The following is a 24,248-nucleotide window of genomic DNA, read 5'->3' as shown; positions in this document are numbered from 1 at the left end:
TTCCCATACTTGTAGTAATAGACTGCAGTATGGGAGTTGAGCGCGCATGAAAGACGACGAACGTTACGAAAGAGGCGGCGCCAGGGAGTCGGATCTGTCGGTGTGGCGCGGCATTTTGTTCGGGATTGCGATCGGCGCGGTTTTGTGGGTCGGGATCCTGTGGCTGGCGTGGGAGCTGCTGTTTTAAGAAGTTAATGTAAACGCAAAGCATCATCGTCATCGATCCGAACGAAAAGAATAACCGGAATTCCCGTTCAGGGGGTTCCGGTTTTTTTGCATTATAGAATTTTTCAAATCTTCTCCTCCAGGTGCGGCGCCGGCAGCACGAACTTGACCGGGATCACCGCTTGCTGCGGCGCATAGTTCGATTCCATCTGCCGGATTAAGAGCTGGACGGCTGTTTGTGCCAGCTTCCTCTCGTCTTGCTTCACATAAGGGATACCCGGTATTTCCGGGTCGTCGAAGGAGATGAGCTCGATCGGACCCGCATTGGAGTTTCTCCGGGGGGAATTTATGGCTCGGAAAGTCAGATTGGTCATCTCCGCCGTTAAGGCAAATGCAGCTGTAATCTGAGGATGGGAGGAAATAAATTCCGTTAAATAGGGAAGGGCATTTTCGTTGCGCAAAATGTTCAGCGGAACATGGCACCAGAGGCTTTTGTCGATGGAGATGCCTTTGTCGATGTAGGCTCGTTCAAATCCGTTGGTCCGGTCCTCGATCGCAGTATTTACATTTTCCGGAGAAATGAGGGCGATATGACGGTGCCCTTTATTGAGCAAGTAGGACACGGTCTCGCAGACGCCGCCAAGATTATCGGAAGTGATCGTATAGGTCTCGATGTTCCGGAGAAACCGGTCGATAAAGACGAAAGGGAATTTATCCAGAGACAGCCGCAGCAGGGATTCGTTATATTTTTCGTCCTCGGTGGGGAATACGACGAGTCCTCTTACGTTCGATTCGGTGAGCTCGCGGATGGCCCGGGATTCTTCGGCGGACGATTCGCGCGTCAACCGGAGAACCATATGAAACCCCGCCTCGCGAAGAAAGTATTCCAAATGCTCGACCAGCTGCTGAATCACCCGGGTTTTCATAGTCGGAACGATGAAGCCGATAAAGTTGTTTGCCTCCTGAACCGAGGCGGAACTGCTCCTCAACTGTTCGCCGTTGATCGCCGGCGATACAAAGGTTCCTTTCCCCTGAATCCGGATGACAAGACCTTCATCCGCCAAAGCGGCCAGCGCGTTCTTGACCGTAATTTTGCTCACCTTGTATTCGTCCATGAGTTCTTGCTCGGACGGAACCCGGTCTTTCGGACGCAGATTGCCGGAAATGATTCTTTCTTTAATATCCTGATGGATTTGCTTATAGAGAGCAGTCTTAACCAATATCCTCACCTCGTTAATGTATAATAACTCGAAAAAGAAAAACATAACAACTAAAATATTATAATCAATTGATTATATAAACTATATTTTTAATTGAGTATAATTTGATTGTAAAGCGCTTTCAAAACGGTAAGGAAGAATGTTTGACGCCATTTAAAGGAGGAAGTTTTGATGAGAGTGTTAAAAATTCGAAGTAAGCGCATGTTTGCCGCAATGTTGCTCGTACTTATCATGTCATTAACTGCAGTATTGCCGGTATTAGCCGCGGAATGGACACTTTCCGGAAATGTTGAAGCTCATGACCCTACCGTAATTAAAGAAGGCAATATGTGGTGGATGTTCTATACGGGGGATTACCTCAAAGTCAAGTATTCCAACGACGGGAAGAGCTGGAACCAGGGCACTCCCATCTTTACCGGCACGCTGTCTTGGTGGCACAACTATGTAAATAGAACCGAAAATGTTAATGAAGTATGGGCTCCGGATATCATTTTTGAGAACGGCAGATACTGGCTCTATTATGCTTACTCCGAATTTGGCACAAACAAGTCCCTGATCGGTCTCATGTCCTGCTCAAGCATATTGGAAGGGGATTGGAGAGATGAAGGGCTTGTCATATACTCCGACTCCACAAAGGACTATAATGCTATAGATCCCGGCATCACAAAGGATACTTCCGGCAATCTATGGATGTCTTTCGGCTCCTTCTTTTCCGGCATCAAGCTTGTACAACTTGACCCTTCAACCATGAAACCTGCATCAGGCGCAACCATTCACTCCATCGCAACCAGGCCGGGTGTAACCAATAATCCTATAGAAGGCGCTAAAATTGTTTACACACAGGGCTACTATTATATGTTCGTAGCTTTTGACTATTGCTGCAGAGGTTCGGATAGCAACTATAAGATCGCTTACGGCCGTTCAAAAAGCATTACGGGACCTTACGTAGACAAGGCCGGAACAAGCATGATGGATGGCGGCGGAACGATACTTGAAGTAGGAGATTCCAGGTGGAAAGGTCCCGGGGGACAAGAACCTTTCTTTGACGGGAACCAATGGATCATGGTCCGTCATGCGTACGATGCAAACAACAACGGTTTCCCGACGCTTCGTATTCGCGATCTGTATTGGGATGCTGAGAAATGGCCGTCTTACAGCGCCAGCAGCGGGTATTACAAGATACAAAACCGCGGTTTTTCGTCGCTTTATCTCGATGGACTTGGCTTCACGAATAATGGTGCCGACTTGGGTCAGTGGTCAAGCAGTTCCAGCTACAACCAGCAGTTTGAAATCGTCAATCTCGGGAATAATTACTACAAGCTAATTAACCGGGCTACCGGCTTGAGAGTTGACGGTATGGGGCGCACCAGCGCGGGCTCAAATGCAGGACAGTGGAGCGACAGCAGCAGCTTCAATCAGCAGTGGGAAATTATCGATGCCGGCAGCGGCTATATGAAGTTCAAGAACCGCGCCACGGGCCTGTACCTGGACAATGGCAACCAGTCGGCGAATGGCTCCATTGCCAAACAGTATGGCGACAGCGTAAGCTACAACCTCCAGTGGAAGCTAAATAAGCAGTAAATAATGATTACAATATAAAACCTCCCTTCTTGGAGGTCAGACTGCCGAGAAAGTCTCTCGGCAGTCTATTTTTTGTGCCGCGCTGCTTCACAATAACTTAATACGCCGCTGACGATACGTTTACACAAATTCAATAGAATTAGTTCGCTAGAATCATAGAGTTACTACGGCTGCGGTCGTTTAGAGGAGGGTGTTTATGCAGCTGAGAATGGCCGTTTTGCCTGTTGTCGCGGCGTGGATGATCTTAATGTGCGGGTTACCGGCGGCGGAGGCGCATTTTTCATCGACGGGGTATTCGGACATTTCCATTGGAGAGAAGACGCTCGAATACAATCTGTTCCTGGCGGAACACGACATAGCCGAAGCGATGCCGGCGGTTGATGCGAATAAAGACGGCGCCGTCACGGACGGGGAGCTGGGGCAATCCAGCTCGGAGCTCGAAAAATTCGTCAACAATTATGTGATCATCACAGGCGACGGAAAGCTCGCCGAACCCGAGCTCAAGAATGCGCAAATGGCGGAGCGAGCGAAGATGCGAATGGTGGAGCTCGACATCGTGTTTGAGTTTGCGGAGCCGGTGCAGCTCTATCAATTGCAATATGCCGTATTTTTCGACGGGTTGGCCGAGGATCACCGCAGCTTCGCCACGATCCGGCTGGGAGATCAAGCCGTCGAGCAGGTGTTGAACAGGAGTAACAACATCATTCAGATCAAGGGCATAGGCGGCGCGGAAGGAAGCGGAGCGGCAGTCGGAGGCGGAGGAGAACGTTCTTCTTGGCTTGCTGTCGCACGCGATTACACGGCGATGGGGATGGAGCACATCTGGTCGGGGATCGATCATTTGCTGTTTGTTTTCGGCTTGATCGCCGTCGAGCGGGACAAGCGTGCGCTCCTCAAGCTATTAACGGCGTTCACCGTCGGGCACAGCATTACGCTTGTACTAGCGTCGCTTGAACTGGCGTCTGTGTCCCCGCTTCTCGTTGAGCCGTTAATTGCGTTAAGCATTGTGTATGTCGCTGTGGAGAACGTTTTCGCTAAGAAAAACAAAGAACGGCGCTGGCAGATCGCCATGCTGTTCGGCTTGATTCACGGCTTTGGGTTCGCGGAGCTTCTGCAGGGCACGTTGAGCAACGGCAATGTGGCGCTGCCGTTACTGTCGTTCAATCTCGGAGTGGAACTCGGCCAACTCGCGGTAGTGGCGGCCGTGCTGCCGATGCTCTGGGCGCTGCGCAGATGGACAAGCTGGACAAGTCGTCCTTACTGGACGTATGCAACTTCCGGAACGATCGGCGCGCTCGGGCTGTTTTGGTTCATCGAACGTGTCGCAGGAATGTAAGAAAAACAAACCGTAGGAGTGAGAATGCATGTTGTCGCGCAGTATAAAAAGATGGCTGTCATTGCTGACGGCGAGCTGTTTGCTGTTCGGAAGCTGGATCCCGCAAATCGTTGCGGAAGGCGAGCAACTGCCCGCGCCGGAGCTGATCGTTACGGAAATTCATCCGGACGTATCCGGAGCGGATGAGTACGAATTTTTCGAGGTGTACAACAATTCCAACCGGGTGATCGTGTTGAACGATTACACGTTCTTGTACCGGTATACGTCAGGCAGCGGCGCTGACTTGACGCTGACGTTCCCGCAGGCGGTGGTCGAGCCGCAGCGGACGATAGTGTTCTGGTACAACAACGCGGGCCGGACGGCGGCCCAATTCAACGCGAAATACGGCGTGAACATATCGGGCGGCGGCATTGTCGAAGTCGGCGGTTTCTCCGGTATGGCGAACAGCGGCAACCGGGCGATCGTGATCAGAAACCCGCAAGGGGTGGAAATCGCCTCCGCGAGCTACCTGCAGACGGACGTCGGCGCAGGGTTGGGCGTGCATTACAAGTGGAGCGGGACGGGGATCGAGGAGGAGAAATTTGCCGTGAAGGCGGCTCCGACGCCCGGAGCGGCCGACCCGGCACAACTGCCCGGCACTCCGGTCGACCTGCCTGAGGAACCGGACAACCGGCCGCCGCACATCGAGCATTCGCCGGTTACGGAAGCGGATTATTCCAGCGATATTACCGTTGCCGCTAACATTACGAATTACGAGGATACGGTAACCGATGCCGTATATAACGATCCCGTAACGGCATCGCTGTTCTATAAAACCGCTTCCGCGGCCGATTTCGCGTCGGTACCGATGGCCCCGGCGGGAGACAGCCTGTACTTGGGCACGATTCCTAAGAGCGCGTTGGTAGAAAATCAACTGCTCTATTTCATCCAAGCGAGGGACAGCAGGAACACGGTAACGACCGATACGTATGGCGTTGAAGTGAAGTTCCCGGACATCGACTTTGACCAAATGCCTCCGTTCTTAATTACCGAGCTCGTCCCCGATTCTACCAATGTTAATGGGGCGGACGGTTACGAGTTTGTCGAAATTTACAATAATACGGATCGCGCAATCAATTTCAAAGACTACAAACTCCAATACCGTTATACCGATTCCGGTCCGGAAGCCGATGTGATTTGGCCGGCGGAGGTGGAGGATATCGTTATCCCTTCGCGCGAAACGCTGGTGTTCTGGGTCATCAACGGGCGAAACGACAGCTTGACTGTGTCCGATTTTAACGCCAACTACAAAGCGAATTTGAAAGAAAACGAAGATATCGTCCGTGTCCACGCCGGCGGGATGGCCAACGGAGGAAAGCGCGGCCTCATCGTATCCACCAATACAAACAACGATTTGATCGTCGCCTCTTACGACAATGATGCGGAGACGGTAGCGAATAAAGGGATATTCTACAAATATCCGCTCAACGGCTCCCGCGACATGGTCAAATACAGCGCGGGAACCGAACCGGCCACTCCGGGAACGATTAGCGCCGGCCAAGTGCCGCCGATGCCGGTCAAGCTCCCGGAAGATACGCAGCAGCCTGTCGTCGCGGATTTGACGGAACTGACGGAAGTCGATCAATCGAAAGACTTCGAGCTCATTGCCGACGCCAAGGATGAGAACGGCGTAAAGAGCGTAGCGGTATTCTATAAGACGAACCTGCAAACCGAATATATCAAGCGTTATTTGGAAGAAAGTTTTGCGGATACATTTTATCATCATAAAATTTACTCTCCGGAACTGATCGGCAAATCATACATCGATTACTATTACGTGGTGTCCGACGGCACGCACGAGGTGGCGAGCGACACGTACCGCATCCGCATCGCCGGGGGACCGGACCGATCGGCGCTGCGCTTGAACGTGAAGGAGGGCGAATTCGTCGCCGGCTCATATATTCTGAAAGCCACTTCGGAGCAGCTTCCGCCAGAACAGTTGAGCTTGCTCATCGACGATTCCGAAGCGGGCCAAGATACGTACCCGGCGTTGGAGAACGACGCGTATTTCGCTTTCGATGCGACGGGCGTCAATTACTATTTCAAGAACGGCGTGACCGTCGGCGAGGAAATATTGCGCATATTCGACGATACGATCAACAGCTGGGAGACGTTGACGGTTCCGGTTGCGGCGGATCGGTTTCAGCTTGGGGACAATATCGTTTCGATCCGGGCCGGTTCGAAGGCGTCGCCTTTCGACACGCGTCCGGAAGAAAATAAGGACGATTTCGACGTCCGGAATGTCCGGTTGGTGTTGGCCGACGGCGCCGAAGTGTACGACCCGCTGTATGCCGACCGTGAAGCGGTCATCAAGATGGGGGACAGCGCTGGGAAACATCCGGTGATCGATTTCCGCTTCAGCCTCGGTTCGGAGCATCTGAGATCGAAGGCGTACCGGTGGGACACGACGCAAGCCGCGGACGGAGTTCATCGGATTAAAGTGACCGACGGCAGCAATCTTGAAGTGACGAAGCAGGTCATCGTGGACAATACAGCGCCTGAGATTGATGCGACGGTTGCCGAGGGCCGCGAGTATAAAGGGACTTTCACCATTAATGCTGCTGTAACGGATGCCCTTGCGGGTGTGGACCAAGTGGAGGCGTCGTTGGACGGCCGGACGATATCGCTGCCGTACGAAGCCTCGTCCGCTTCGCTGCCCTCCGGGAATCATGTGCTGCAAATTGAGGCGAAAGACAAGGTCGGGAACGTGTCGCGCAAGACGGTCGCATTCACGACGCCCGAGGAGCATCCGGACAAGCCGGAGCTCGTAACTCCGAAGCAAGGAGCCAAAGGAGTGACCGCCGGCGCTGAATTAACCGTTACGGTGTCCGACCCGACGAACGACGAGATGAACGTTTCGTTCTACAGAGGGTTCAAGTACAACGCGGCGACTTTAGACGCTTTCGCGGGGTTTGAGAACGCGGTGGACCGCGAACCGCCGTTGACGATGATCCCGGAAGGAGAAACGGCGTTCGACGAGGAGGCGTACCGGAAAATCGGCGCGGCGGACGGCGGCTATCTCGTGACGGATGCGGTAAGCGAGTTTCCTTATCAACGCTATCAGGTGAAGCTGGATTCGTCTGTGAAGCCGTCCGATCCGGTGGAAATCGTGTGGAAGGGCAACTCCCTCGAAGGCCGAAAAGTGACGATGTATGCGTGGAAACCGGCTGCCGGCGAATGGGTGAGTCTTACGACCCATGTCGCAGGTGCGGAAGATTTCGAGTTGAAGGCGAACGTGACGGCCGGCGAGTACACCGTTGACGGCGGGTCGATGCATGTTCTTGTGCAGGATGAAATTCCGCCGACCCCGGACGACTACGATTATTCGTTCGTGTGGATGTCCGATACGCAGTATTATTCCGAGAGCTATCCGCATATTTACAAGTCGATTGTTGATTGGATCGCCGCCAAGAAGGACGAGATGAAGATCAAGTATGTGGTCCACACCGGCGATCTTGTGGATGAGGCGGATAAGCCGTATCAATGGGAAGTGGCGTCCGAGAACATGAAAGTGCTGGAAGACGCGAACATTCCGTACGGCGTGTTGGCGGGCAACCATGACGTGTACGGCAAGCTGGGAGCGTACGACCAGTATTGGAAGCACTTCGGGGAAGACCGCTTCAAGAAGCAGCCGACCTACGGCGGTTCCTTGGACAACAACCGCGGTCACTACGATTTGATCTCGTCGAACGGCAACGATTATATATTCGTTTACATGGGATGGGGCATCGGCGACGAAGAAATCGAGTGGATCAACGAAGTCGTCCGGCAGCACCCGGACCGTATGGCGGTGTTGAACTTCCACGAGTACTTGCTCGTTTCGGGCAACCGCAGTCCGATCGCGGAGAAAATTTTCCAGAAAGTCGTCGTCCCGAACAAAAATGTCATCGCCGCACTCTCAGGCCATTACCATGATGCGGAGCTGTTGGTGGATGAAATCGACGACAACGGGGACGGGCAGCCGGACCGCAGCGTGTACCAGATGCTTGCCGATTACCAGGGCGGTCCGGAAGGCGGACAAGGATACATCCGCTTGATGCAGTTCGATATAGACAACAACAAGCTTCATATCAAGACGTACTCGCCGTACCTGAACGACTACAACTTCTACAACACCGACGAGTACCCGGGCAAGGACGAATTTAGCTTGGATTTGGATCTGCAGCCGAAGACGAAGCGTGTGGCGACCGATTATGTCGAAGTGAACGTGTATTCGGACCAATTGATCGGCACGGCTGCCGGCGTTGCCGGCGGGGAGACCGCTTCGGCAAGCTGGCTCAACCTCGCGCGCGACACGGTATATCAATGGTACGCGGTGGCTTATGACTCGTTCGGCGGGCGGACGTTATCGGATATTTGGTCGTTTGCGACCGGTTCCGCCTCATCATCGATTCGCTTTGAGGTTCGCCCGACGGTGTGACGAACGGGAATGTGGCCGTAGCGTTCGGATTGGCCGGCGGCGATGGGATTGTAGAGGCAAGGTGGGCCGAAGGGGAGCGCGATATCGCCTTCTTCTTGGAAGGCGGCGGCTCGCTGCTCCCGGCGGGCGTTCAAGAGTCCACGGTCAGCGAGAACGGTGTGTACACGATTTATGTGAAGGATGCGGCGGGCAATCTGATGGTGGAGCGCGTTGACATTCGTACCATTATCCGCACGCCTCCCGCGGTCTCGTTGGCGCCGGATGTTACCGTTCCTACGAATCGCGCCGTTAATGTGAAGGTGACTGCGGAGGTTGCGGGCGGCGAAGCCGGGAACTCTGTGACCGTGCTGAAGTGGGCTGAAGGCAGCCGTACGGCTGACTACTTCGCGGGCGCGGGTACGGCGATCGGCCTGGATAACCGCTCGTTCGCTGTGACCCGAAACGGCGCATACACCGTCTACGCGAAGGATGCGGCGGGGAATGAGTCGGTGGCGGCAATTGAGGTAAGGAACATATTCACAGTTGCCCCGGTATTGACGTTGAAAGCGACGCCGCTTCACCCGACGGGCAACGACGTGACCGTTCAAGCGTACTACAAGATTGACGGAGAGTCGGACGGAAACTCGCTTGCAGTAATGAAATGGGCGGCGGGCAACCGGACGGCGGATGATTTCGACACGACCGGAACGATTTTATCGGCTGCGGACCCCTCGTTCAAAGTTATTGCGAACGGCGCATACTCGGTGTATATTCGGGATGCGGCGGACAATGAGACGGTGAAAACGATCGCGATCGACAACATTCGGGGCAGGGGCAACGAGCATAGAAACGACAACGGCTTGAACAAAGGCAAGTAGATAGAGAATGGTTGGAAATTGCCGAGTCTCCGAGTAAAGGAGTAATTGATCGCTATTAACGACCTTGGACCACGATACCCTCCAAAGGACGTTAATAGCGGATATTTTGAGGCTGCGGAGAACGGAGTTTGTTCGCATTAAGGCGTGGGAGCGAAAAAATTTCGGTTACACGCCGCTAAAGCCGCATTCTAGCGACACAGCCGATTACGCGCATCATTTAATTATGAACACTAGTTCACGATAACGCCGTCCGGAATTCATTTCCGGACGGTTCTTTGTGTCGTTGCCGCTTTCTCAGCCGTCCAAATGCTGTCGTCCGTCAATTCGTCTTCCTCGATAAGGCGGATGCGCTGCAGCCACGTTTCGGGGGCGAGACCGCTCCGGACGGCGATATGCAGACGTTCTGCGCTATCCTCGCAATTATCGAACCTGCCCAACCGGTTAATAACGGCGTGGTATGCAATGACAACACTGCGGGCTTGAGACGGGAGATAGCCGAAATGATGAACGAGATGAAACCATATTCCCCGTTCATAACGATCCAACCGGATCCGAGCCTTCGACATCATAGTGCCACCTGCTTCCGAAAAATGTGTAATAACCCGTCAACCGAAGCGATTGCTCCAATACCTCTTTCGAAAACACAACTTGATTGCCAAGCTCCGTCGTGTCCCTCCTGCGCCCCCGCTTCGATCGGACAATTTGATTAAAAAACCAATTAGGATCATCGGTTTTGTTAAGTTTTATTGCGGTTTCGACTATCTTTCCGGTATCGTTGTCGGCTACCGGTCCGATGATGAGGTCTGGATGGACCGGGCATGGGTCGTAGTCTATTTCCGCTTTTGTACGATGATCCAGAACGAATTTCGCCCAGAATACGGTTTCCGAAATATAAACGAGCGGTTCAAATACCGTTCCTTCCGCGATAAATTCAATTTCCAACACACATGGTCTCGGCGTCTCGGGTCCGGCGTATTTCTTTGCGGTGTCGCGCGCCCATTTTTTGGCCTGGCTGATCGAAGTCGTAGTATAGAATCCGGCTCCGAAATCCCGCTTCGGCCGCCAATATGTACTATTGAGAAGCCGTGTGCGAAAGGAGTCGAGATTCAGGTCAATCGTGCCGTGATACAGCGTTTGCGGATACATTATTTGCTCCATGCGCACAACCTCCACAAACCAAGAATCTAGTACTCTAGCAATCTGTTTTTTGCTTTTGTGATATAGTATTTTCATAGGGTATGAAAGGTTTGTGCGGACGTGGAGATGTCGAAATTGTATTCAAGCTAAGAAGGAAGTTTGAGCGAAATAAAGGAAAATCGTACGCGTTATAGTGTGGCTGGCGTGGCTGCGCGGTGAAATCGACCGGCGCACCGGGCGCAAGCCGGAAGTGTCCGAGCGGGATTGGGGGATATTTCTAAAGCAGGTTGGCGAACCGATAAGAACGGTTCTGCCTGAAGAGCTCCATCCGTTCGGAGAGATGGTGTCGGCGATTCTTTTCCTACGCAGGGCGGTTCAAAAGTGATCATTTCGTTCTTTCCGTATATTCGATCGGACTTTTTGTCAAAAAAAGTAGAATTTTTTCGCAATTTGCATATTACCATATTGTCACAGTAGAGGGATTCTACTATAATAGGACGTACGACCCACTAGATTTCAAGCGCGTTAAATTCTCTTGACAGGAAGGAGGTTATTGATGTAATGGCTCAGATGGATTCGTTGACTAAGCAGCTGAACATGGCGTTCACTAGATTGAACGACGAGCTCGCCTCCCTGTCATCCGGAATCGTATTTGTGCAAATTCGCAATAATGTGATCGGCAAGTTCGGGATTCGTCACGACCCGTTCGAGACAAGCCACACCCGGCCTTTCATGGCGGCTGCGGGAATGAGTGAGGCGCAGCGCAACGATTTCCGCCGTATGGCGGTTCAGGCGCTCTCGCACAAGGTAGGCTGGACGCACGGCGAAATCCAGTTCGAATTCGCGATCCGGCAAGGAAAGCTTCGCTTGAGCATAACGTTCGAATCGAATTACAACATGGCCAACCTGCTGCCGAAGTTCGAAATAGGCGGCGGCCCGTCCTGGAACAATTCGAACGAATTCGAAGTAGAAGGCGCATAAATCGCGTTACGCATATACATACCTTTGCAACGACAACAAGTTTAAAGGCAAAACCGCCGAAAGGCGGCGACGCAAAGCTAAAGGGGCTAAGACCTGACGGACATTCGGTCGGGAGATCGCCAGCCAGCTGCCGCAATACCGGAACCGTGAAACGGACGAAGCACGTACCGGCTCATTCGCAGCGATCAACTGTGGGTGGGCCTGTTTTAATTTCACGAATGTTTGGGGATGTGAATAATGAACAAAGTTTGCAGTATGGCCGCTATTTTGACATTGACCGTACATTTTGTATTACCCATGTATATGGCGGGCGACGCCAAAAGCGCCGCGGTCGGGGACCGGGGCGTGGAGAAGGTGTATAAGAGCGGCGTGCTTGAACGGAAGTTCAGGCTGCGCTCGAGGTTAAACACGCAGCTGCTGTATAAGAAGTGATTTAAGGAGCATTCCAATATTCGCATTCCGTGCTTGTCATGCTCGTCATGCTCGTCATGCTAGTCTGCATAAATGTCCAACCCCCCTCATAGACATGTTATCGAACAGTCGAAACTGATGCGGAGGGGTGGACCTCGATATGATGAAACGATGGGCCTGGATCACAGCGCTCACGCTGACGATGGCGATGCTGCTGGCGGCATGCGGAGGGGCGAAGGATGCGGCGGGTGTGGTATCGGATTTGGAGAAGCTGACGGGCAAGCTGGACAGCTATCATGCGGTAGGAACGTTGAAGGTGAATACGGGCCAGCAGCCGCAAGAGTACGGGGTGGAGGTCTGCTATCAAAACCCCAGCTATTATCGAATCGCGCTTACGAATAAAGAGAAAGACATCACGCAGATCGTGCTGCGCAACGACGACGGCGTATTCGTGCTCACGCCGCACCTGAGCAAGAGCTTCCGTTTCCAGAGCGATTGGCCGAAAAACCAAGGGCAAGCCTACCTGTTCGAGACGCTGGCGCAAAGCATCGTGAACGACGAAGAGCGCCAGTTCACGACGGAGAACGACTCCTATGTATTTGACGTCGAGGCGAACTATCAGAACGCTTCGCTCGTGCGCCAGAAAATTTGGCTGAACAAGAAGGATTTGGCGCCGCAGCGCGTCGTCGTGACCGATGGGGACGCGAACGACATGGTGACGGTCGAGTTCTCGGAATTTAAGTTCGGCCATCAGTTCGACAAAGATTACTTCGATATGCAGCGCAACATGACGAGCGTCTCGATTTCGTCGGTTCCGGTGATGGCGGAGGAAGACAAGGGCAAGGAAACCACTAAGGGGAAGGAGAAAGATACGGCATCGAACCAATTCGGCATCGTTTACCCGACGTATCTGCCTGAGGGTGTGGCCGAGAAGAGCGTCACGGAGCAAAAGTACGGCGATACCGACGCGATCGTCCTCCGCTTCACCGGCGAGCATAACTTTACAATAATAGAAACACCGGAGAAGATTGCGCAGACGGTGTCCAGCATGTCCGGCACCGTCGTCGATGTGGAGCTCGGCTCGACGATCGGAGTGATGTTGGGCGAAGAGATGAAGACGTTAATGTGGACGGCCGACGGCATCGATTACCGGTTGATGTCGGGCGATATGACGAGCGAAGAGATGGTGAAAGTCGCGCAATCTATGATCGGGCAAACCGGGAAATAAGTGCAGGGAAAAATTGGGACGGTTGAGAGGGTCCGGCGGGAGCACAGTTCGTTGACAGGGGGAGCGATCCCTTTTAAGATAAAACAATGATTCTGTTTCCGGCGGTGACTTCTCTTGGATTCGTATCGAATGACGCGGGCCGAGGTGGATCTCGACGCTCTCCGGCACAACCTGGGAGAGTTTCGAAGAAGCTTGGGCCCCGATATCCGTTTAATGGCGGTAGTGAAAGCGAATGCATACGGACACGGCGCGGTGAAGGTGGCGGAAGAGGCGGTCGATTTCGGCGTCGACTATTTGGCGGTGGCGTTCCTGGACGAGGCGATTGAGCTGAGGAGTCACGGCATACAAGCGCCTGTGCTCGTGCTCGGATACACGGCTCCGGAGGGCGTTCGGGCGGCGCGCGAGCACGGCGTGACGCTGACGGTGTTCGACCGCCACGTGCTGAGGGCCGCTTCCGAAAGCGGCAGCCGCGGCGATCCGCTGCGCATTCATGTGAAGATCGACACCGGCATGGGCCGGGTAGGCATTCACGATATGCGGGAAGCGTGCTTATTTATCGAAGATGCGTTGGCGTCGCCCGGCGTCGAGGTGGAAGGACTGTTCACGCACTATGCTTGCGCGGACGAGGAGGATAAGACCTATACTCGCTCGCAGTTCGCCAAGTTCGACGAGGTCGTCGGCTATTTCCGGGCGAAAGGGATCACCTTCCCGTATTTGCACGCGGGCAACAGCGCAACAGGCATCGACACGCCGGAGTTGACGTGCAACATGCTTCGACTCGGCGTGAGCATGTACGGGTTGTACCCCTCCGGTGAGGTGGAGCGCGGACGAGTCGATTTGCGGCCGGTGATGTCGCTGAAGACGGGCGTCGTTATGGTGAAGGAGCTTCCTCCGGGAAGCGGTATAAGCTACGGCATCAACTACGTGACGAAAGAGCGGGAACTCATTGCGACGCTTCCGGTCGGTTACGCGGACGGCTACACGAGGCTGTTGAACGGCAAGGCGGAGGCGCTCGTCCGGGGACGAAGGGCGCCGGTCGTGGGAAACATCTGCATGGACCAATGCATGATCCGGCTGGACGGAGAGGCGGCGCGGGAAGTGGCCGTCGGGGATGAGGTCGTGTTGTTCGGCCGACAAGGCGGCGAGACGATACCGGCCGACGAGCTCGCCCGCAAGCTGGGAACGATCAATTACGAAATAACGTGCATGATTTCGCACCGGGTGCCCCGCGTGTATGTAAAGGACGGCCGCGTCGCGTTGTCCGATAATCCTCTGTTGGATAGGAAATAAGGCGTGGTGCATTTTACCAACAGGAAAATCATAAGATGATAGAGGAAAATACGGCTTTACAGCGAATATGTATAAAGCCGCAATATGCGTACGCATAAAGCTATACCCACGCAGCATGCATCATAAGTGATATACTCACGGCATATACTAAGTTTTGTATAATTTGCCTTCCTCTACGCAATAATGGTAGTAGCAATCCAGTCAATCGTTGTTCGCTGTAATGTTTTGACCGGAAGGACGGAATTTTTGGGGGTGCGTTAGTCGGTGTCCAATGTGCAAAACACCAAGAGAATCATGATCTCGCTGCCCGATCACCTGCTGCAAGAGGTGGATGGGATCGTCGAGAAGGAAAACTCGAACCGCAGCGAATTCATCCGGCAAGCGATGAAGCTTTATCTCATGGAGCGGAAAAAACGACACCTTCGCGAGTCGATGCAACGCGGATATATGGAGATGGCCAAGATCAACTTGACCATGTGCTCCGAAGCGTTCTTGGCAGAAGAAGAAGCAGAGAGCACTCTCAACCGCTTAGTAAGCGGGGTGTAGCCATTGATCGTCAAGCGTGGGGACGTCTTTTTCGCAGACTTGTCTCCGGTCGTCGGCTCCGAACAGGGCGGCGTACGGCCGGTATTGGTGATTCAGAACGACATTGGCAATCGTTTCAGCCCGACCGTCATCGTGGCGGCCATTACGGCGCAAATCCAGAAAGCGAAGCTCCCGACACACGTCGAAATCGATGCCGAATCGCACGGGTTCGACCGGGACTCCGTTATATTGCTGGAGCAGATCCGCACCATCGACAAACAACGTCTAACGGATAAAATCACGCATCTGGACGAAGAGACGATGAAGAAAGTGGATGATGCGCTGCAAATCAGCGTCGGATTGATCGAATTTTGACCGCAAGCGAGGGGCAGCCCTCGTTTTTTTGTGTTGAGGAGAAGGGGAGAAGATGAATCATGAGTGAAAAAAGTCACGCGACAACCGGAACAGGCGAAACAACCGCAACCGCGGCGGCGGGCGCGGAACAGTACATAGCGGCGGAAGAGTTGGTGTGGACGGAGGAGCAGGAGCGCGCCGCGGCGGAACGGGTCGCCGCCGCAATCGCCGCGGATACCGGGGCGTCGGTGCGCCAAGTAAAGACGACGGTCAGCCTCCTCGACGAGGGGAACACGATTCCGTTCATCGCCCGTTACCGGAAAGAAATGACGGGGGAGCTCGATGAGAACAAGCTTCGCGAGATCGAGGACCGGTTGAAGTATTTGCGCGGCTTGGAAGAGCGCAAGAAGGAAGTGCTGCGCCTGATCGCCGAGCAGGGCAAGCTTACGGCGGCGCTGCGCGATGCGGTTGGGCGCGCCGCGAAGCTGACGGAAGTCGAGGATTTATACCGTCCTTATAAGCAGAAGAGAAAGACCCGCGCATCCGTGGCGAAGGAGAAAGGCTTGGAGCCGCTCGCCGGGTGGATACTGAGCCGTCCCCGGACGGGGGCGCTGCTTGCCGAGGCGGAGAAGTATGTGAGCGAAGAGAAGGGCGTGGCTTCCGCCGAAGAAGCGGCTGCCGGCGCGCTCGATATTATCGCCGAGATCATCGCAGATGACGCCGAGGTGCGCGCATGGGTTCGCCGCTACACGACGAATTATGCCGTGCTCGTCACCGAAGCGAAGGATTCGTCCGTGGAATCGGTATACGAGATGTACTACAACTACCGGGAGCCGGTCAAGAAGCTGCCGCCGCACCGGACGCTCGCCATCAATCGCGGGGAGCGGGAGCAGGTGCTGAAGGTGAGCCTCGAATTGGAGCCGGTTCCGATCTATCAATGGATAGGGCGGCGCTACGTGCGCGAGGACTCGGTGGTGCGGGATGCGATGGAGTCGGCCGTGGAAGACGCGTACAAGCGGTTGATCGCGCCGTCGATCGAGCGCGAGGTGCGCGCGGAGCTGACGGAGAAGGCGGAGGAGCACGCGATTACGATATTCGCGGAAAATCTTCGCAACCTGCTGCTGCAGCCGCCGGTTCGGGGCAAAGTCGTGCTCGGCGTCGACCCCGCGTTCAGAACCGGCTGCAAGCTCGCCGTCGTCGACGATACCGGCAAGGTGCTCGATATCGCAGTTACGTATCCAACGGCACCGCATAATAAGGTCGCCGAAGCGGAGGCGGTCTTCAAGAAGCTGATCGATAAGCACGGCATCGATCTCATCGTTATCGGCAACGGTACCGCCTCGCGCGAAACCGAGCAGTTCGTGGCCGGCTTGATCGGCAAAATTTACGAGGAATCCGGCCGCAGCCTGCAGTATTTGATCGTCAACGAAGCGGGCGCCTCCGTATATTCGGCCTCCAAGGTCGCGCAGGAGGAGTTCCCTGAATTCGACGTGGCGGAGCGGAGCGCCGTGTCGATCGCGCGCCGTCTGCAGGATCCGCTGGCTGAGCTTGTGAAGATCGATCCGAAGGCGATCGGCGTCGGGCAATACCAGCATGACGTCGCGCCGAAGCGCCTGGAAGAATCGCTAGGCGGGGTCGTGGAGTCCGCGGTGAACCACGTCGGCGTCGACGTAAACACCGCCTCGCCGTCGCTGCTTTCGTACGTAGCCGGCGTCAGCTCCACGATTGCGAAAAATATCGTGAAGTACAGGGAAGAGAACGGCAAATTCACGAGCCGTTCCGAGCTTGCGCGCGTGCCGAGGCTCGGCGCGAAGACGTTCGAGCAGTGCGTCGGCTTCCTGCGCGTTCCGGAAGCGGTGAACCCGCTCGACAACACCCCGATCCACCCCGAGTCGTATCCGGTGGTGGACAAGCTGTTCCGCGAGCTCCGCTTGGAGCTCGACCGGCTCGGCTCTGACGATTTGCGCCGTCTCATCGACGCAGTCGATCCCGCTCAGCTCGCTTCGCAGCTCGATGTCGGCGTGCCGACGCTGCGCGACATCCTCGACAGCTTGAAGCGCCCCGGCCGCGACCCGCGCGAGGAGCTGCCTCCGCCGATATTCAAAACCGGCGTGCTCAAGCTCGAGGACCTCGCCGTCGGCATGGAGCTTCAAGGCACGGTGCGCAACGTGACCGACTTCGGCGCGTTTGTCGACATCGGCGTGAAGAACGACGGGCTCGTCCATATTTCGCAGCTGAGCAACCGGTTCGTGAAGCATCCGATGGACGTCGTGTCCGTCGGCGACAACGTCACCGTCTGGGTGCTCGGCGTCGATCTGAACAAAGGACGCGTCTCGCTCACGATGAAAGGCCCGAACGCATAAAAATAACGCCCTTCCCCCGCACGTTGCGGAGTCAAGGGCGTTATTTGCAGCGATAAATTCAGGAAAACCGGCTTAATAGTCGTGAAAGGCGACAAATCGAGCGTCACGTCGGCGAGGTGGTGGATAAAACACCCGCAAGTGTAAACAAAGCGAGAGCCATCGCCAGTTCCACCCGAACTCCGATAATAAGCCTCCGTAGTTGCACCTCGTCTGACGTGCTCATCCTCGGCATGACGACCCAACGGTGTACGCCGGCCAACAGCAAAATGAGGACAAAAAGAACAATCTTCATAAACAGTATCCTGCCGTATGGAGTGACCGCCAAATCGTACAACGACGGCAGACGGACCAAGCTGAGCGTAAAGCCTGTTCCGAACACGATCACCATCATGGGCAGGGCGACACGCGAAAAGGTTCTCGTCAACGCATCCACAATTGCCAACCGGCCAACCGCATCCCGACCCGCTGCAAACGACGCATAGACGATACCCAATATACCTCCGAACCAAACGATCGAAGCGGCAATATGAGCCGTATGCGAAGTTACCGTCAACCAACGGTCCGGACCGTCGGAGAAAGCGTGACCCGTCCAGGGAAACGTGACGATTAGGCAAAGCATCGCAATAGAGATCGACACACTTCTTGTGCGGAAAGACAATGAAGAGACGCGGAACAAGCCTAAGACGGCAGCAGCCAGTAAGACGCGCGCAACCGCGGCTTGACCGACGGTTGTGGAGAAGATCAGCGTACCGAATCGGCCATATTCGAGCTCCTCCGCGAGCATGAGAATATGAGTGATCCCCGTAAGCAAAAATACCACAATGCCCGCGGCGGCAGCTCCTCCGGCAATTGCAGTTGTACGAGCTTGCATCGCATGCGCTGCCGGCGTCGCATGAACGAGCCAGCGGAAAAACGCAAGACCGCCCAACACCGCCAGCGTCAATACCTCCATGATCCGCAGCAATGGCATCAGAGTATGGAGGAATCCGGTTGTACCTTCAGCCTCCGCTTGACTGTGATGGTGAGTGTGTTCGACAGGCAACGTTGCCGGGTCCGGTAATGGTTCGGATACAGATCCGGTTGCGGCTTCGGAACCTGCCCCGGAAGCCTCGGGAGCAGCCCCCGAAGAAGCCTTTGAACCGGTAATGGCCTGCCCTTCCTGTTGACTGTCCTCCTGTTGCTGTTGCGGACTGTCCCCCGGCAGTTTATTCTCCGGTTCGGCTGCTTCACTAGGTGTACTATCGCTTGTGTCTGCCGCTGACGGTGAAGCCGACTCCTTGGAATCAGCCGTAGAGGTTGATTCCTTCGGAGCGGAAGAAGCGGACTGCTCCTTGTCACTGGCAGGCGGGGGCTGCTCCTCGGGAGCGGACGGCGCGGAAGGCTCCACGGCAGGAGAATCGTCCAACGACACCGTCTCTTGCGGCTTCACTTTAGCGAGCGGTACCCCGACGGAAAACCGGAACGTGCCTTCCGTCACATGGCTGTCAACGGACAGCACTTGCCAGCGCACTTTATAGACGCCGTCCGCCAGCTTCGGGAACGTTAGCTTCAAGCCGTTATCGCCCGCTCCGGACAGCTCCGCCGGCACCTCTTTCCCGTTCTCGTCCGACAGCGTAAGCTTGCTCACATCAGTATCGATGTTTTCCGTGAATGTGACCGTGATCCGCTCAGGCGAAGCGTCGAGCTCCGACTCCTGTTTCGGATCGGAAGCTTTGACGTAGGCGTGAGCGGAAGCGGGAGCCGGAGCCGCGAAAAGAAGCGCCGGCAAGATCAGCAGCACTGCAATGAAGCATACAAAGTGCCGCGTCATTACTTCGTGTAAATATAGACTGCAGGACGCTGACCGCCGACGGCGGGGAAGTATTCGACCGCGAACCCGGACTGCTCCGCCGCTTGCCGGACGCCCACGGAACCGGAGCCCTCATAATTCGGGTTTACATGGGACCGGATAAACTCCGCATCCGCGAGCAGCGTGCCGCCACTCAATGCAAGCCCATTCGCTTCGACCTCTTTGCCGCCAACGTGCACGACCGGCAGCGGGTTGACAGTCTCCGCTTTCAACGAAACCGATCCGTTCTGCACAATGAAGGTCATCGTAGCCTCATAGTTAGTCTTGTCGTATTTTCCTTCTTCCTTCTCATCTGTTGCCGGCTTGGCGCGGAGCAAATAGTAATCCGCAGGCCCCGCGGCAAAGGTTACGACACCGTTAGCGTCTGTCTTCAAGGACTGCGAGTCGGACGTGCTGCGGCGAATAAGCGCAGCTTCTGTATCCGCCAGCGGCTTGCCCTTCAGCAGCAGCTGAACCGAGACGGTTTGGTTCGGCTTGACGGCGGCCGGGTTGAACTGCGGAATCCATTCCGCGCGGTCGGAGCTGGCCGGTTTGCTAAACCCTTTCAAATTCGACACGCGCTGCATGACCGGAATGTCGGCGACGGCGACGAACGATTTGGCGCTGCGCAGCGTGCGGCTCGCAACGTCCCCGTGTTTGAAAATACTGTCGCCTTCCACCGACACGATGTACGCTCCGGGCGTGGACGAAGAGAAAGAAGCGACGTAGTAGTTGTTCATCTCCGGACTGTCGGTCTCCGTCACTTCGCCGGTATAAAACAACGTGCCCGTAATATCGGCTTTTTTGCCGGCCGGCGTCATGACGTACACTTTCGTCGTTTCCGGGCTCCACTTGCCGTCGATGCGATAGCTTGCATGGTGGTTGCTGTGGTTGCCGAGCATCAGTTCGACATATGTCACTTCGCCTGCAGGCGCGATCGGAGCGTTCGTTTGCGACCAGCCGTCATGCGCCCAAGCGGGAACCGCAAACATCAGCAAGAACGCCGATACAATGATGGAAAGAAACGTTTTTCTCATAACAAATAACCCCTCCCTGAATTAAGCAACTCAAGTGTAGTACATGCCCAAATAGCGGGGTATGACTCGAAGGGGCTATTTGTGTGACGAAAATGTTACCCTTTAATCCAGCCTTTCTCGTAGGCGTAGCGCGTCAATTGGACGCGGTTTTCCAATTGGAGTTTATATAGAATGCTCTTAAGATGGTTTTTCACCGTATGCTCGGAGATATACAGCATTTCTGAAATATGCTTGTTCGAATGACCCTTTGCAACCAGTTGAAGCACTTCCTTTTCCCGTTGGGAGAGAGGGTTTTGTTGAGGCGCCGGCTGCGAAACGGCAAATTCCCTGAGGATCCTGTTGGCGAGCTCCTTCGACATAGGGGCTTCGTCCAGCGCGACGGCTCTCAAGTATTCAAGCCAAGAGGAAGGCTGCAAATTTTTCAGCAAGTAACCTTGCGCGCCTCTCTTGATCGCTTCGAATAGATTCGTTACGTCATCCGAGACGGTGACCATTACGATCTTGCATTCGGGCGCCGATTCTTTAATGAGCTTTGTCGTTTCCAGTCCGTCCAAACCGGGCATGTTGATATCCATTAAAATAATGTCCGGGCACAATTCCCGGGCCATCCGGATCGCTTCATGCCCGTCCGCGGCTTCGGCGACGACGGAAAACATCGGATCGCCTCCGACGATCTCCCGCATGCCGAGCCGCGCGTGTTCGTGGTCGTCCACCAGGAGGATGCGGTACACCTTGTCCGGCAATGTAATCACCTCTTCTCAATGACAAATTCCGTTCGGCCCGCATTCCGGCCCAGCTCGAACGACCAACCCATCTCCCGGGCCCGCTCCTTCACGATTTGCAATCCATAGCCGCCGGAAGCCGGCTGAGCCGGCCAATCCCCGTCGTCGGAGACGCGGCATATCCACCCGTTCGCGCCCGCCGGCGCGCTCTCTATCCATACGTTCCGGCCGCCGGAATGCTTCTGAACGTTAATTAAAGCTTCGCGCAAGCAGGCGTAAAGCTCCACCTTGTCCCGGGGAGTCAACCGCTGTTCCGGCAAGCGCCAATCGGTGCGGACCGTCAGGCCGGAATCGTTCTCCGCGCTTTCGAACAACCGTTGAAGCATGTCCGTCCAGGGCAGCGTTCCCGTCCCGGGAGGGTAACGCAAGCTGGCGATGGCCTGCCGCACGTACCCGTTTACTTGGTGCACCGTCTTGCGGATCGTTTCAATAGAAGCCGCCGCCGCCGAACCCGGTTCGCTCTCCAGCTTGTCCACTTTAACCGACAGCAAAAACAACGACTGCGCAATTCCGTCGTGCAGCTCCCGTGCAATGCGCTCGCGTTCGTCCATGGCGGACCGGATCGCGTTCGCCTCGTTCAACTGCCGTTGAATGCTCTCGAGCATCCGGAACAGAGGAAGCGATATGGCCATCGTGACGCCGAGCACAATCAGCGGAGCGAGCCAGTTTCCGAGCTCCATGGAAAGAAACGGAATATGGAACTCATGGCGGATGAATTCCCACAGCCATATCGTTACCGTCGGAACGATGAGGATCATCCATTTAATTTGTTTATACGACATGTCGCACACTTCCCCAATGATTGCGAAAACCGGGCATCCCATCATAGAGTTCTGCGGGCCCGGTTTGCAAGTTATTCCATGTTTGAAACTGCGGAGTGATCTCCCTTCGTCCGGTAAAAAAACCAACAGTCGTTCAGCAGCCGTATCTGCCGCCGGTCTTTTCTCCGGTATGCGCGCATCAGTTGATTGTAAAGCCACTGCGGCAACGTTCCCAGCCCCCAATCTTTGGTTTTCTTTCATTATACGTGGGCGAATGGGAAGGTGTGCAGGTCCTATGCGGTTTATGGAAACGTTTTTCGAGTTATTCGTCCATCTCTTCCTCATACCACTGCTCAAGCTGCGCCTGGAGCGCCCGAATCTCCGTGAGCAGGGAGACGAGCGGATAGCTTCGCTCCTTTATGCCGGCGAACGTCCCCTCCAGCCGGTTCATGTATTCCAATCCGCCGGTTAAGGTATAATCTTTGTTCACGAGCTCGAGAGCGTCGCACTCGGCGACCGCTTGCGGCAGCGCAGGAACATTCTCCGCGGTCAGCTTTCCGATCTCTTTATGCAGACGGTGGTGAAGCGCAGTCAATTGGTACGCGTGAGAAGCGGGCATCTCGACGAAGTCGAGCGCCTTCCCGTCAAAAAGCACAATATAACGCATGCTTGGTTTCGTCACGTCCGTAAATCCCCTTCCGATAGTACGATTCTCATACTTGACAGTGTAGCTTACTCATTAGTTACAATTCAAGATGGGACGGCTGAAGGCGCATGTCCCGCCAACAAATGGGGGAGCGGTAACATAACATGACGGATTCACAACTGCAAGCGTGGGTGGAGCGGGTGTCGCTCGAATCGTTCGGACGGCCCTTCCTGCACCGGGCGACGTTCAATTCGCGGCTGCGGACGACCGGCGGGCGGTATTTGCTCAAGTCGCATAACATCGAGATCAACCGCAAACAATATGATACGTACGGTTCTGAAGAGACGGAGAAGATCATCAAGCACGAGCTGTGCCACTATCATCTTCATCTCATGAAAAAAGGTTACCGCCACACCGACGCAGACTTTCAACGCCTGCTGGCGCAGGTGGGGGGATCGAGGTATTGCCAAGCCGTGCCCGGCACGATCCGGCGTCTGCCGGTGAAATATTTGCTTCGCTGCGTCGACTGCGGCATGGATTACCCGCGCAAGCGGATCGCCGATCCGCGCCGGTACCGGTGCGGCAAATGCAGGGGGAGACTGAAACTTTTACACCTTGACTAGGTCGCGCCGGACATGATAAATTATTTTATGCATTCCCCGATAGCTCAGTTGGTAGAGCACTCGGCTGTTAACCGAGTTGTCACAGGTTCGAGTCCTGTTCGGGGAGCCATTTTTTTTTTAGTCGGGCTTGGAGAGATACCCAAGTGGCTCAAGGGGACCCTCTGCTACGGGGTGAGACTGCGTAAGCGGTGCGAGGGTTCGAATCCCTCTCTCTCCGCCATATCTTTACGAATGTGCCGCCCGCGGGCGGATTTTTTTGTTTCCGGTACACGATGCGCCTGGATTGCGCGGAATAAGGTGACTAATGAGACGCGAAATTGGTGGGCGCTTAAACTGGAGTATCTCCGGTTAGGAAGGTGCAGCGGGCCGAAAATGGACGCTGTAACCGGAGTTTCTCCGGTTAGAAGGGCGCAGGTCGCCGAAAATGGACGCTGTAACCGGCGTATCTCCGGTTAGGAAGGTGCAGCTGGCCGAAAATGGACGCGGTAACCGGAGTTTCTCCGGTTAGTAGGGAGCAGCTAGCCGAAAATGGACGCTCTAACCGGAGTTTCTCCGGTTAGGAGGGTGCAGCTAGCCGAAAATGGACGCTGTAACCGGGGTTTCTCCGGTTAGGAGGGTGCAGCTGGCCGAAAATGGACGCTGTAACCGGAGTTTCTCCGGTTAG

General features: G+C 55.0%; 23 protein-coding genes, 2 tRNA genes and 1 riboswitch. Of the genes, 16 read left to right on the top strand and 9 right to left on the bottom strand.

The annotated features are described in order from the left end of the window. The first annotated feature begins 46 nt into the window (after window positions 1–46). Window positions 47–187: a hypothetical protein gene (locus JET16_RS28035; RefSeq protein ID WP_199624198.1), complete on the top strand. Its 141-nt coding sequence runs from the start codon at window positions 47–49 to the stop codon at window positions 185–187. Between the two features lie 103 nt (window positions 188–290). Here the strand turns inward: JET16_RS28035 and JET16_RS28030 are convergent, their stop codons facing one another. Continuing rightward, complete coding sequence (locus JET16_RS28030) at window positions 291–1,385, bottom strand: GntR family transcriptional regulator (protein WP_199624196.1); 1,095 nt, start codon at window positions 1,383–1,385, stop codon at window positions 291–293. Window positions 1,386–1,556: 171 nt separating this feature from the next. Between JET16_RS28030 and JET16_RS28025 the strand changes: the two genes are divergently transcribed. The 4 genes from JET16_RS28025 to JET16_RS28010 all read left to right on the top strand — a co-directional run bounded on the left by JET16_RS28025 (window position 1,557) and on the right by JET16_RS28010 (window position 9,618). Beyond that, entirely contained in the window at window positions 1,557–2,966 is a 1,410-nt protein-coding gene (locus JET16_RS28025; protein ID WP_233532379.1) for a family 43 glycosylhydrolase, read from the top strand. Window positions 2,967–3,162: 196 nt separating this feature from the next. Further along, entirely contained in the window at window positions 3,163–4,302 is a 1,140-nt protein-coding gene (locus JET16_RS28020; protein WP_199624194.1) for a HupE/UreJ family protein, read from the top strand. A gap of 28 nt (window positions 4,303–4,330) precedes the next feature. Next, window positions 4,331–8,761, top strand: coding sequence for a lamin tail domain-containing protein (locus JET16_RS28015; protein ID WP_199624191.1), 4,431 nt, complete (start codon window positions 4,331–4,333; stop codon window positions 8,759–8,761). Further along, a complete protein-coding gene (locus JET16_RS28010) occupies window positions 8,758–9,618 on the top strand; it encodes a hypothetical protein (protein WP_199624187.1) in 861 nt (286 codons plus the stop codon). The genes JET16_RS28015 and JET16_RS28010 overlap by 4 nt, the downstream gene beginning before the upstream one ends. A 257-nt stretch (window positions 9,619–9,875) precedes the next feature. On the opposite strand, the gene JET16_RS28005 is transcribed toward JET16_RS28010, so the two are convergent. Beyond that, window positions 9,876–10,187, bottom strand: coding sequence for a hypothetical protein (locus tag JET16_RS28005; protein WP_199624186.1), 312 nt, complete (start codon window positions 10,185–10,187; stop codon window positions 9,876–9,878). Further along, complete coding sequence (locus tag JET16_RS28000; RefSeq protein ID WP_199624184.1) at window positions 10,150–10,776, bottom strand: DUF3990 domain-containing protein; 627 nt, start codon at window positions 10,774–10,776, stop codon at window positions 10,150–10,152. Before JET16_RS28000 ends, JET16_RS28005 begins: the two co-directional genes overlap by 38 nt. Window positions 10,777–10,948: 172 nt before the next feature. Here JET16_RS28000 and JET16_RS27995 point away from each other — a divergent pair, with 172 nt between their 5' ends. The 8 genes from JET16_RS27995 (at window position 10,949) to JET16_RS27960 (ending at window position 17,907) form a co-directional block, all read left to right on the top strand. Continuing rightward, window positions 10,949–11,140, top strand: a complete 192-nt coding sequence (locus JET16_RS27995) for a hypothetical protein (RefSeq protein ID WP_199624181.1) — start codon at window positions 10,949–10,951, stop codon at window positions 11,138–11,140. A gap of 176 nt (window positions 11,141–11,316) precedes the next feature. Then, the gene (locus tag JET16_RS27990; RefSeq protein WP_199624179.1) at window positions 11,317–11,736 is read left to right on the top strand and encodes an O-methyltransferase; all 420 of its coding nucleotides are present in this window, start codon (window positions 11,317–11,319) and stop codon (window positions 11,734–11,736) included. Window positions 11,737–11,772: 36 nt separating this feature from the next. Then, window positions 11,773–11,871, top strand: a riboswitch (cyclic di-GMP riboswitch). 102 nt (window positions 11,872–11,973) lie between these two features. Further along, window positions 11,974–12,168, top strand: a complete 195-nt coding sequence (locus JET16_RS27985; protein ID WP_199624175.1) for a hypothetical protein — start codon at window positions 11,974–11,976, stop codon at window positions 12,166–12,168. Window positions 12,169–12,307: 139 nt separating this feature from the next. Continuing rightward, a complete protein-coding gene (locus JET16_RS27980; RefSeq protein ID WP_325176794.1) occupies window positions 12,308–13,375 on the top strand; it encodes a DUF4367 domain-containing protein in 1,068 nt (355 codons plus the stop codon). Between the two features lie 129 nt (window positions 13,376–13,504). Continuing rightward, window positions 13,505–14,665: an alanine racemase gene (gene alr, locus JET16_RS27975; protein WP_407673216.1), complete on the top strand. Its 1,161-nt coding sequence runs from the start codon at window positions 13,505–13,507 to the stop codon at window positions 14,663–14,665. A gap of 294 nt (window positions 14,666–14,959) precedes the next feature. After that, window positions 14,960–15,211 carry a CopG family ribbon-helix-helix protein gene (locus tag JET16_RS27970; protein ID WP_199624349.1) on the top strand — a complete coding sequence of 84 codons (252 nt, stop codon included), beginning with the start codon at window positions 14,960–14,962 and terminating at the stop codon, window positions 15,209–15,211. Between the two features lie 3 nt (window positions 15,212–15,214). Further along, window positions 15,215–15,565, top strand: coding sequence for a type II toxin-antitoxin system PemK/MazF family toxin (locus JET16_RS27965; protein WP_199624154.1), 351 nt, complete (start codon window positions 15,215–15,217; stop codon window positions 15,563–15,565). A 59-nt stretch (window positions 15,566–15,624) separates the two neighbouring features. After that, a complete protein-coding gene (locus JET16_RS27960; RefSeq protein ID WP_199624152.1) occupies window positions 15,625–17,907 on the top strand; it encodes a Tex family protein in 2,283 nt (760 codons plus the stop codon). Window positions 17,908–18,010: 103 nt separating this feature from the next. Here JET16_RS27960 and JET16_RS27955 read toward each other — a convergent pair whose 3' ends face one another. The 6 genes from JET16_RS27955 to JET16_RS27930 form a co-directional block, all read right to left on the bottom strand. Further along, window positions 18,011–19,717 carry a copper resistance CopC/CopD family protein gene (locus tag JET16_RS27955; protein WP_199624148.1) on the bottom strand — a complete coding sequence of 569 codons (1,707 nt, stop codon included), beginning with the start codon at window positions 19,715–19,717 and terminating at the stop codon, window positions 18,011–18,013. Next, the gene (locus JET16_RS27950; RefSeq protein WP_199624146.1) at window positions 19,717–20,772 is read right to left on the bottom strand and encodes a DUF4198 domain-containing protein; all 1,056 of its coding nucleotides are present in this window, start codon (window positions 20,770–20,772) and stop codon (window positions 19,717–19,719) included. The genes JET16_RS27955 and JET16_RS27950 overlap by 1 nt, the downstream gene beginning before the upstream one ends. A 95-nt stretch (window positions 20,773–20,867) precedes the next feature. Next, a complete protein-coding gene (locus JET16_RS27945; protein ID WP_199624143.1) occupies window positions 20,868–21,524 on the bottom strand; it encodes a response regulator in 657 nt (218 codons plus the stop codon). Further along, window positions 21,521–22,336 (bottom strand): sensor histidine kinase, encoded by an 816-nt coding sequence (locus tag JET16_RS27940; RefSeq protein WP_199624135.1) that lies wholly within the window; start codon window positions 22,334–22,336, stop codon window positions 21,521–21,523. The genes JET16_RS27945 and JET16_RS27940 overlap by 4 nt, the downstream gene beginning before the upstream one ends. Before the next feature lie 71 nt (window positions 22,337–22,407). Then, window positions 22,408–22,542: a cortex morphogenetic protein CmpA gene (cmpA, locus tag JET16_RS27935; protein ID WP_199624132.1), complete on the bottom strand. Its 135-nt coding sequence runs from the start codon at window positions 22,540–22,542 to the stop codon at window positions 22,408–22,410. 95 nt (window positions 22,543–22,637) lie between these two features. Continuing rightward, the gene (locus JET16_RS27930) at window positions 22,638–22,982 is read right to left on the bottom strand and encodes a hydrolase/acyltransferase (RefSeq protein WP_199624335.1); all 345 of its coding nucleotides are present in this window, start codon (window positions 22,980–22,982) and stop codon (window positions 22,638–22,640) included. A 143-nt stretch (window positions 22,983–23,125) separates the two neighbouring features. Between JET16_RS27930 and JET16_RS27925 the strand changes: the two genes are divergently transcribed. From JET16_RS27925 to JET16_RS27915, 3 genes are all read left to right on the top strand, one after another. After that, window positions 23,126–23,584, top strand: a complete 459-nt coding sequence (locus JET16_RS27925; protein ID WP_199624122.1) for a SprT family protein — start codon at window positions 23,126–23,128, stop codon at window positions 23,582–23,584. 33 nt (window positions 23,585–23,617) lie between these two features. Continuing rightward, window positions 23,618–23,693: transfer RNA gene (locus tag JET16_RS27920), tRNA-Asn, on the top strand. Window positions 23,694–23,713: 20 nt separating this feature from the next. Further along, window positions 23,714–23,804, top strand: a tRNA-Ser gene (locus JET16_RS27915). The last annotated feature ends 444 nt before the right edge of the window (window positions 23,805–24,248 follow it).

Origin of the sequence: Paenibacillus alkalitolerans (assembly GCF_016482785.1) — a bacterium.
GTDB classification, from domain to species: Bacteria; Bacillota; Bacilli; order Paenibacillales; family YIM-B00363; genus Paenibacillus_AE; species Paenibacillus_AE alkalitolerans.
This window is presented reverse-complemented; position numbering and strand designations above follow the sequence as displayed.

Excerpts from the sequence above, each read along its gene's own strand:
- JET16_RS27925 (WP_199624122.1), top strand. The coding sequence starts at position 23,126 with ATGACGGATTCACAACTGCAAGCGTGGGTGGAGCGGGTGTCGCTCGAA.
- JET16_RS27985 (WP_199624175.1), top strand. The coding sequence starts at position 11,974 with ATGAACAAAGTTTGCAGTATGGCCGCTATTTTGACATTGACCGTACAT.
- JET16_RS28020 (WP_199624194.1), top strand. The coding sequence starts at position 3,163 with ATGCAGCTGAGAATGGCCGTTTTGCCTGTTGTCGCGGCGTGGATGATC.
- JET16_RS28005 (WP_199624186.1), bottom strand. The coding sequence starts at position 10,187 with ATGATGTCGAAGGCTCGGATCCGGTTGGATCGTTATGAACGGGGAATA.
- JET16_RS27960 (WP_199624152.1), top strand. The coding sequence starts at position 15,625 with ATGAGTGAAAAAAGTCACGCGACAACCGGAACAGGCGAAACAACCGCA.
- JET16_RS27950 (WP_199624146.1), bottom strand. The coding sequence starts at position 20,772 with ATGAGAAAAACGTTTCTTTCCATCATTGTATCGGCGTTCTTGCTGATG.
- JET16_RS28015 (WP_199624191.1), top strand. The coding sequence starts at position 4,331 with ATGTTGTCGCGCAGTATAAAAAGATGGCTGTCATTGCTGACGGCGAGC.
- JET16_RS27970 (WP_199624349.1), top strand. The coding sequence starts at position 14,960 with ATGATCTCGCTGCCCGATCACCTGCTGCAAGAGGTGGATGGGATCGTC.
- JET16_RS27990 (WP_199624179.1), top strand. The coding sequence starts at position 11,317 with ATGGCTCAGATGGATTCGTTGACTAAGCAGCTGAACATGGCGTTCACT.
- alr (WP_407673216.1), top strand. The coding sequence starts at position 13,505 with ATGACGCGGGCCGAGGTGGATCTCGACGCTCTCCGGCACAACCTGGGA.
- JET16_RS28000 (WP_199624184.1), bottom strand. The coding sequence starts at position 10,776 with ATGGAGCAAATAATGTATCCGCAAACGCTGTATCACGGCACGATTGAC.
- JET16_RS28035 (WP_199624198.1), top strand. The coding sequence starts at position 47 with ATGAAAGACGACGAACGTTACGAAAGAGGCGGCGCCAGGGAGTCGGAT.
- JET16_RS27980 (WP_325176794.1), top strand. The coding sequence starts at position 12,308 with ATGATGAAACGATGGGCCTGGATCACAGCGCTCACGCTGACGATGGCG.
- JET16_RS28025 (WP_233532379.1), top strand. The coding sequence starts at position 1,557 with ATGAGAGTGTTAAAAATTCGAAGTAAGCGCATGTTTGCCGCAATGTTG.
- JET16_RS27940 (WP_199624135.1), bottom strand. The coding sequence starts at position 22,336 with ATGTCGTATAAACAAATTAAATGGATGATCCTCATCGTTCCGACGGTA.
- JET16_RS27955 (WP_199624148.1), bottom strand. The coding sequence starts at position 19,717 with ATGACGCGGCACTTTGTATGCTTCATTGCAGTGCTGCTGATCTTGCCG.
- JET16_RS27930 (WP_199624335.1), bottom strand. The coding sequence starts at position 22,982 with ATGCGTTATATTGTGCTTTTTGACGGGAAGGCGCTCGACTTCGTCGAG.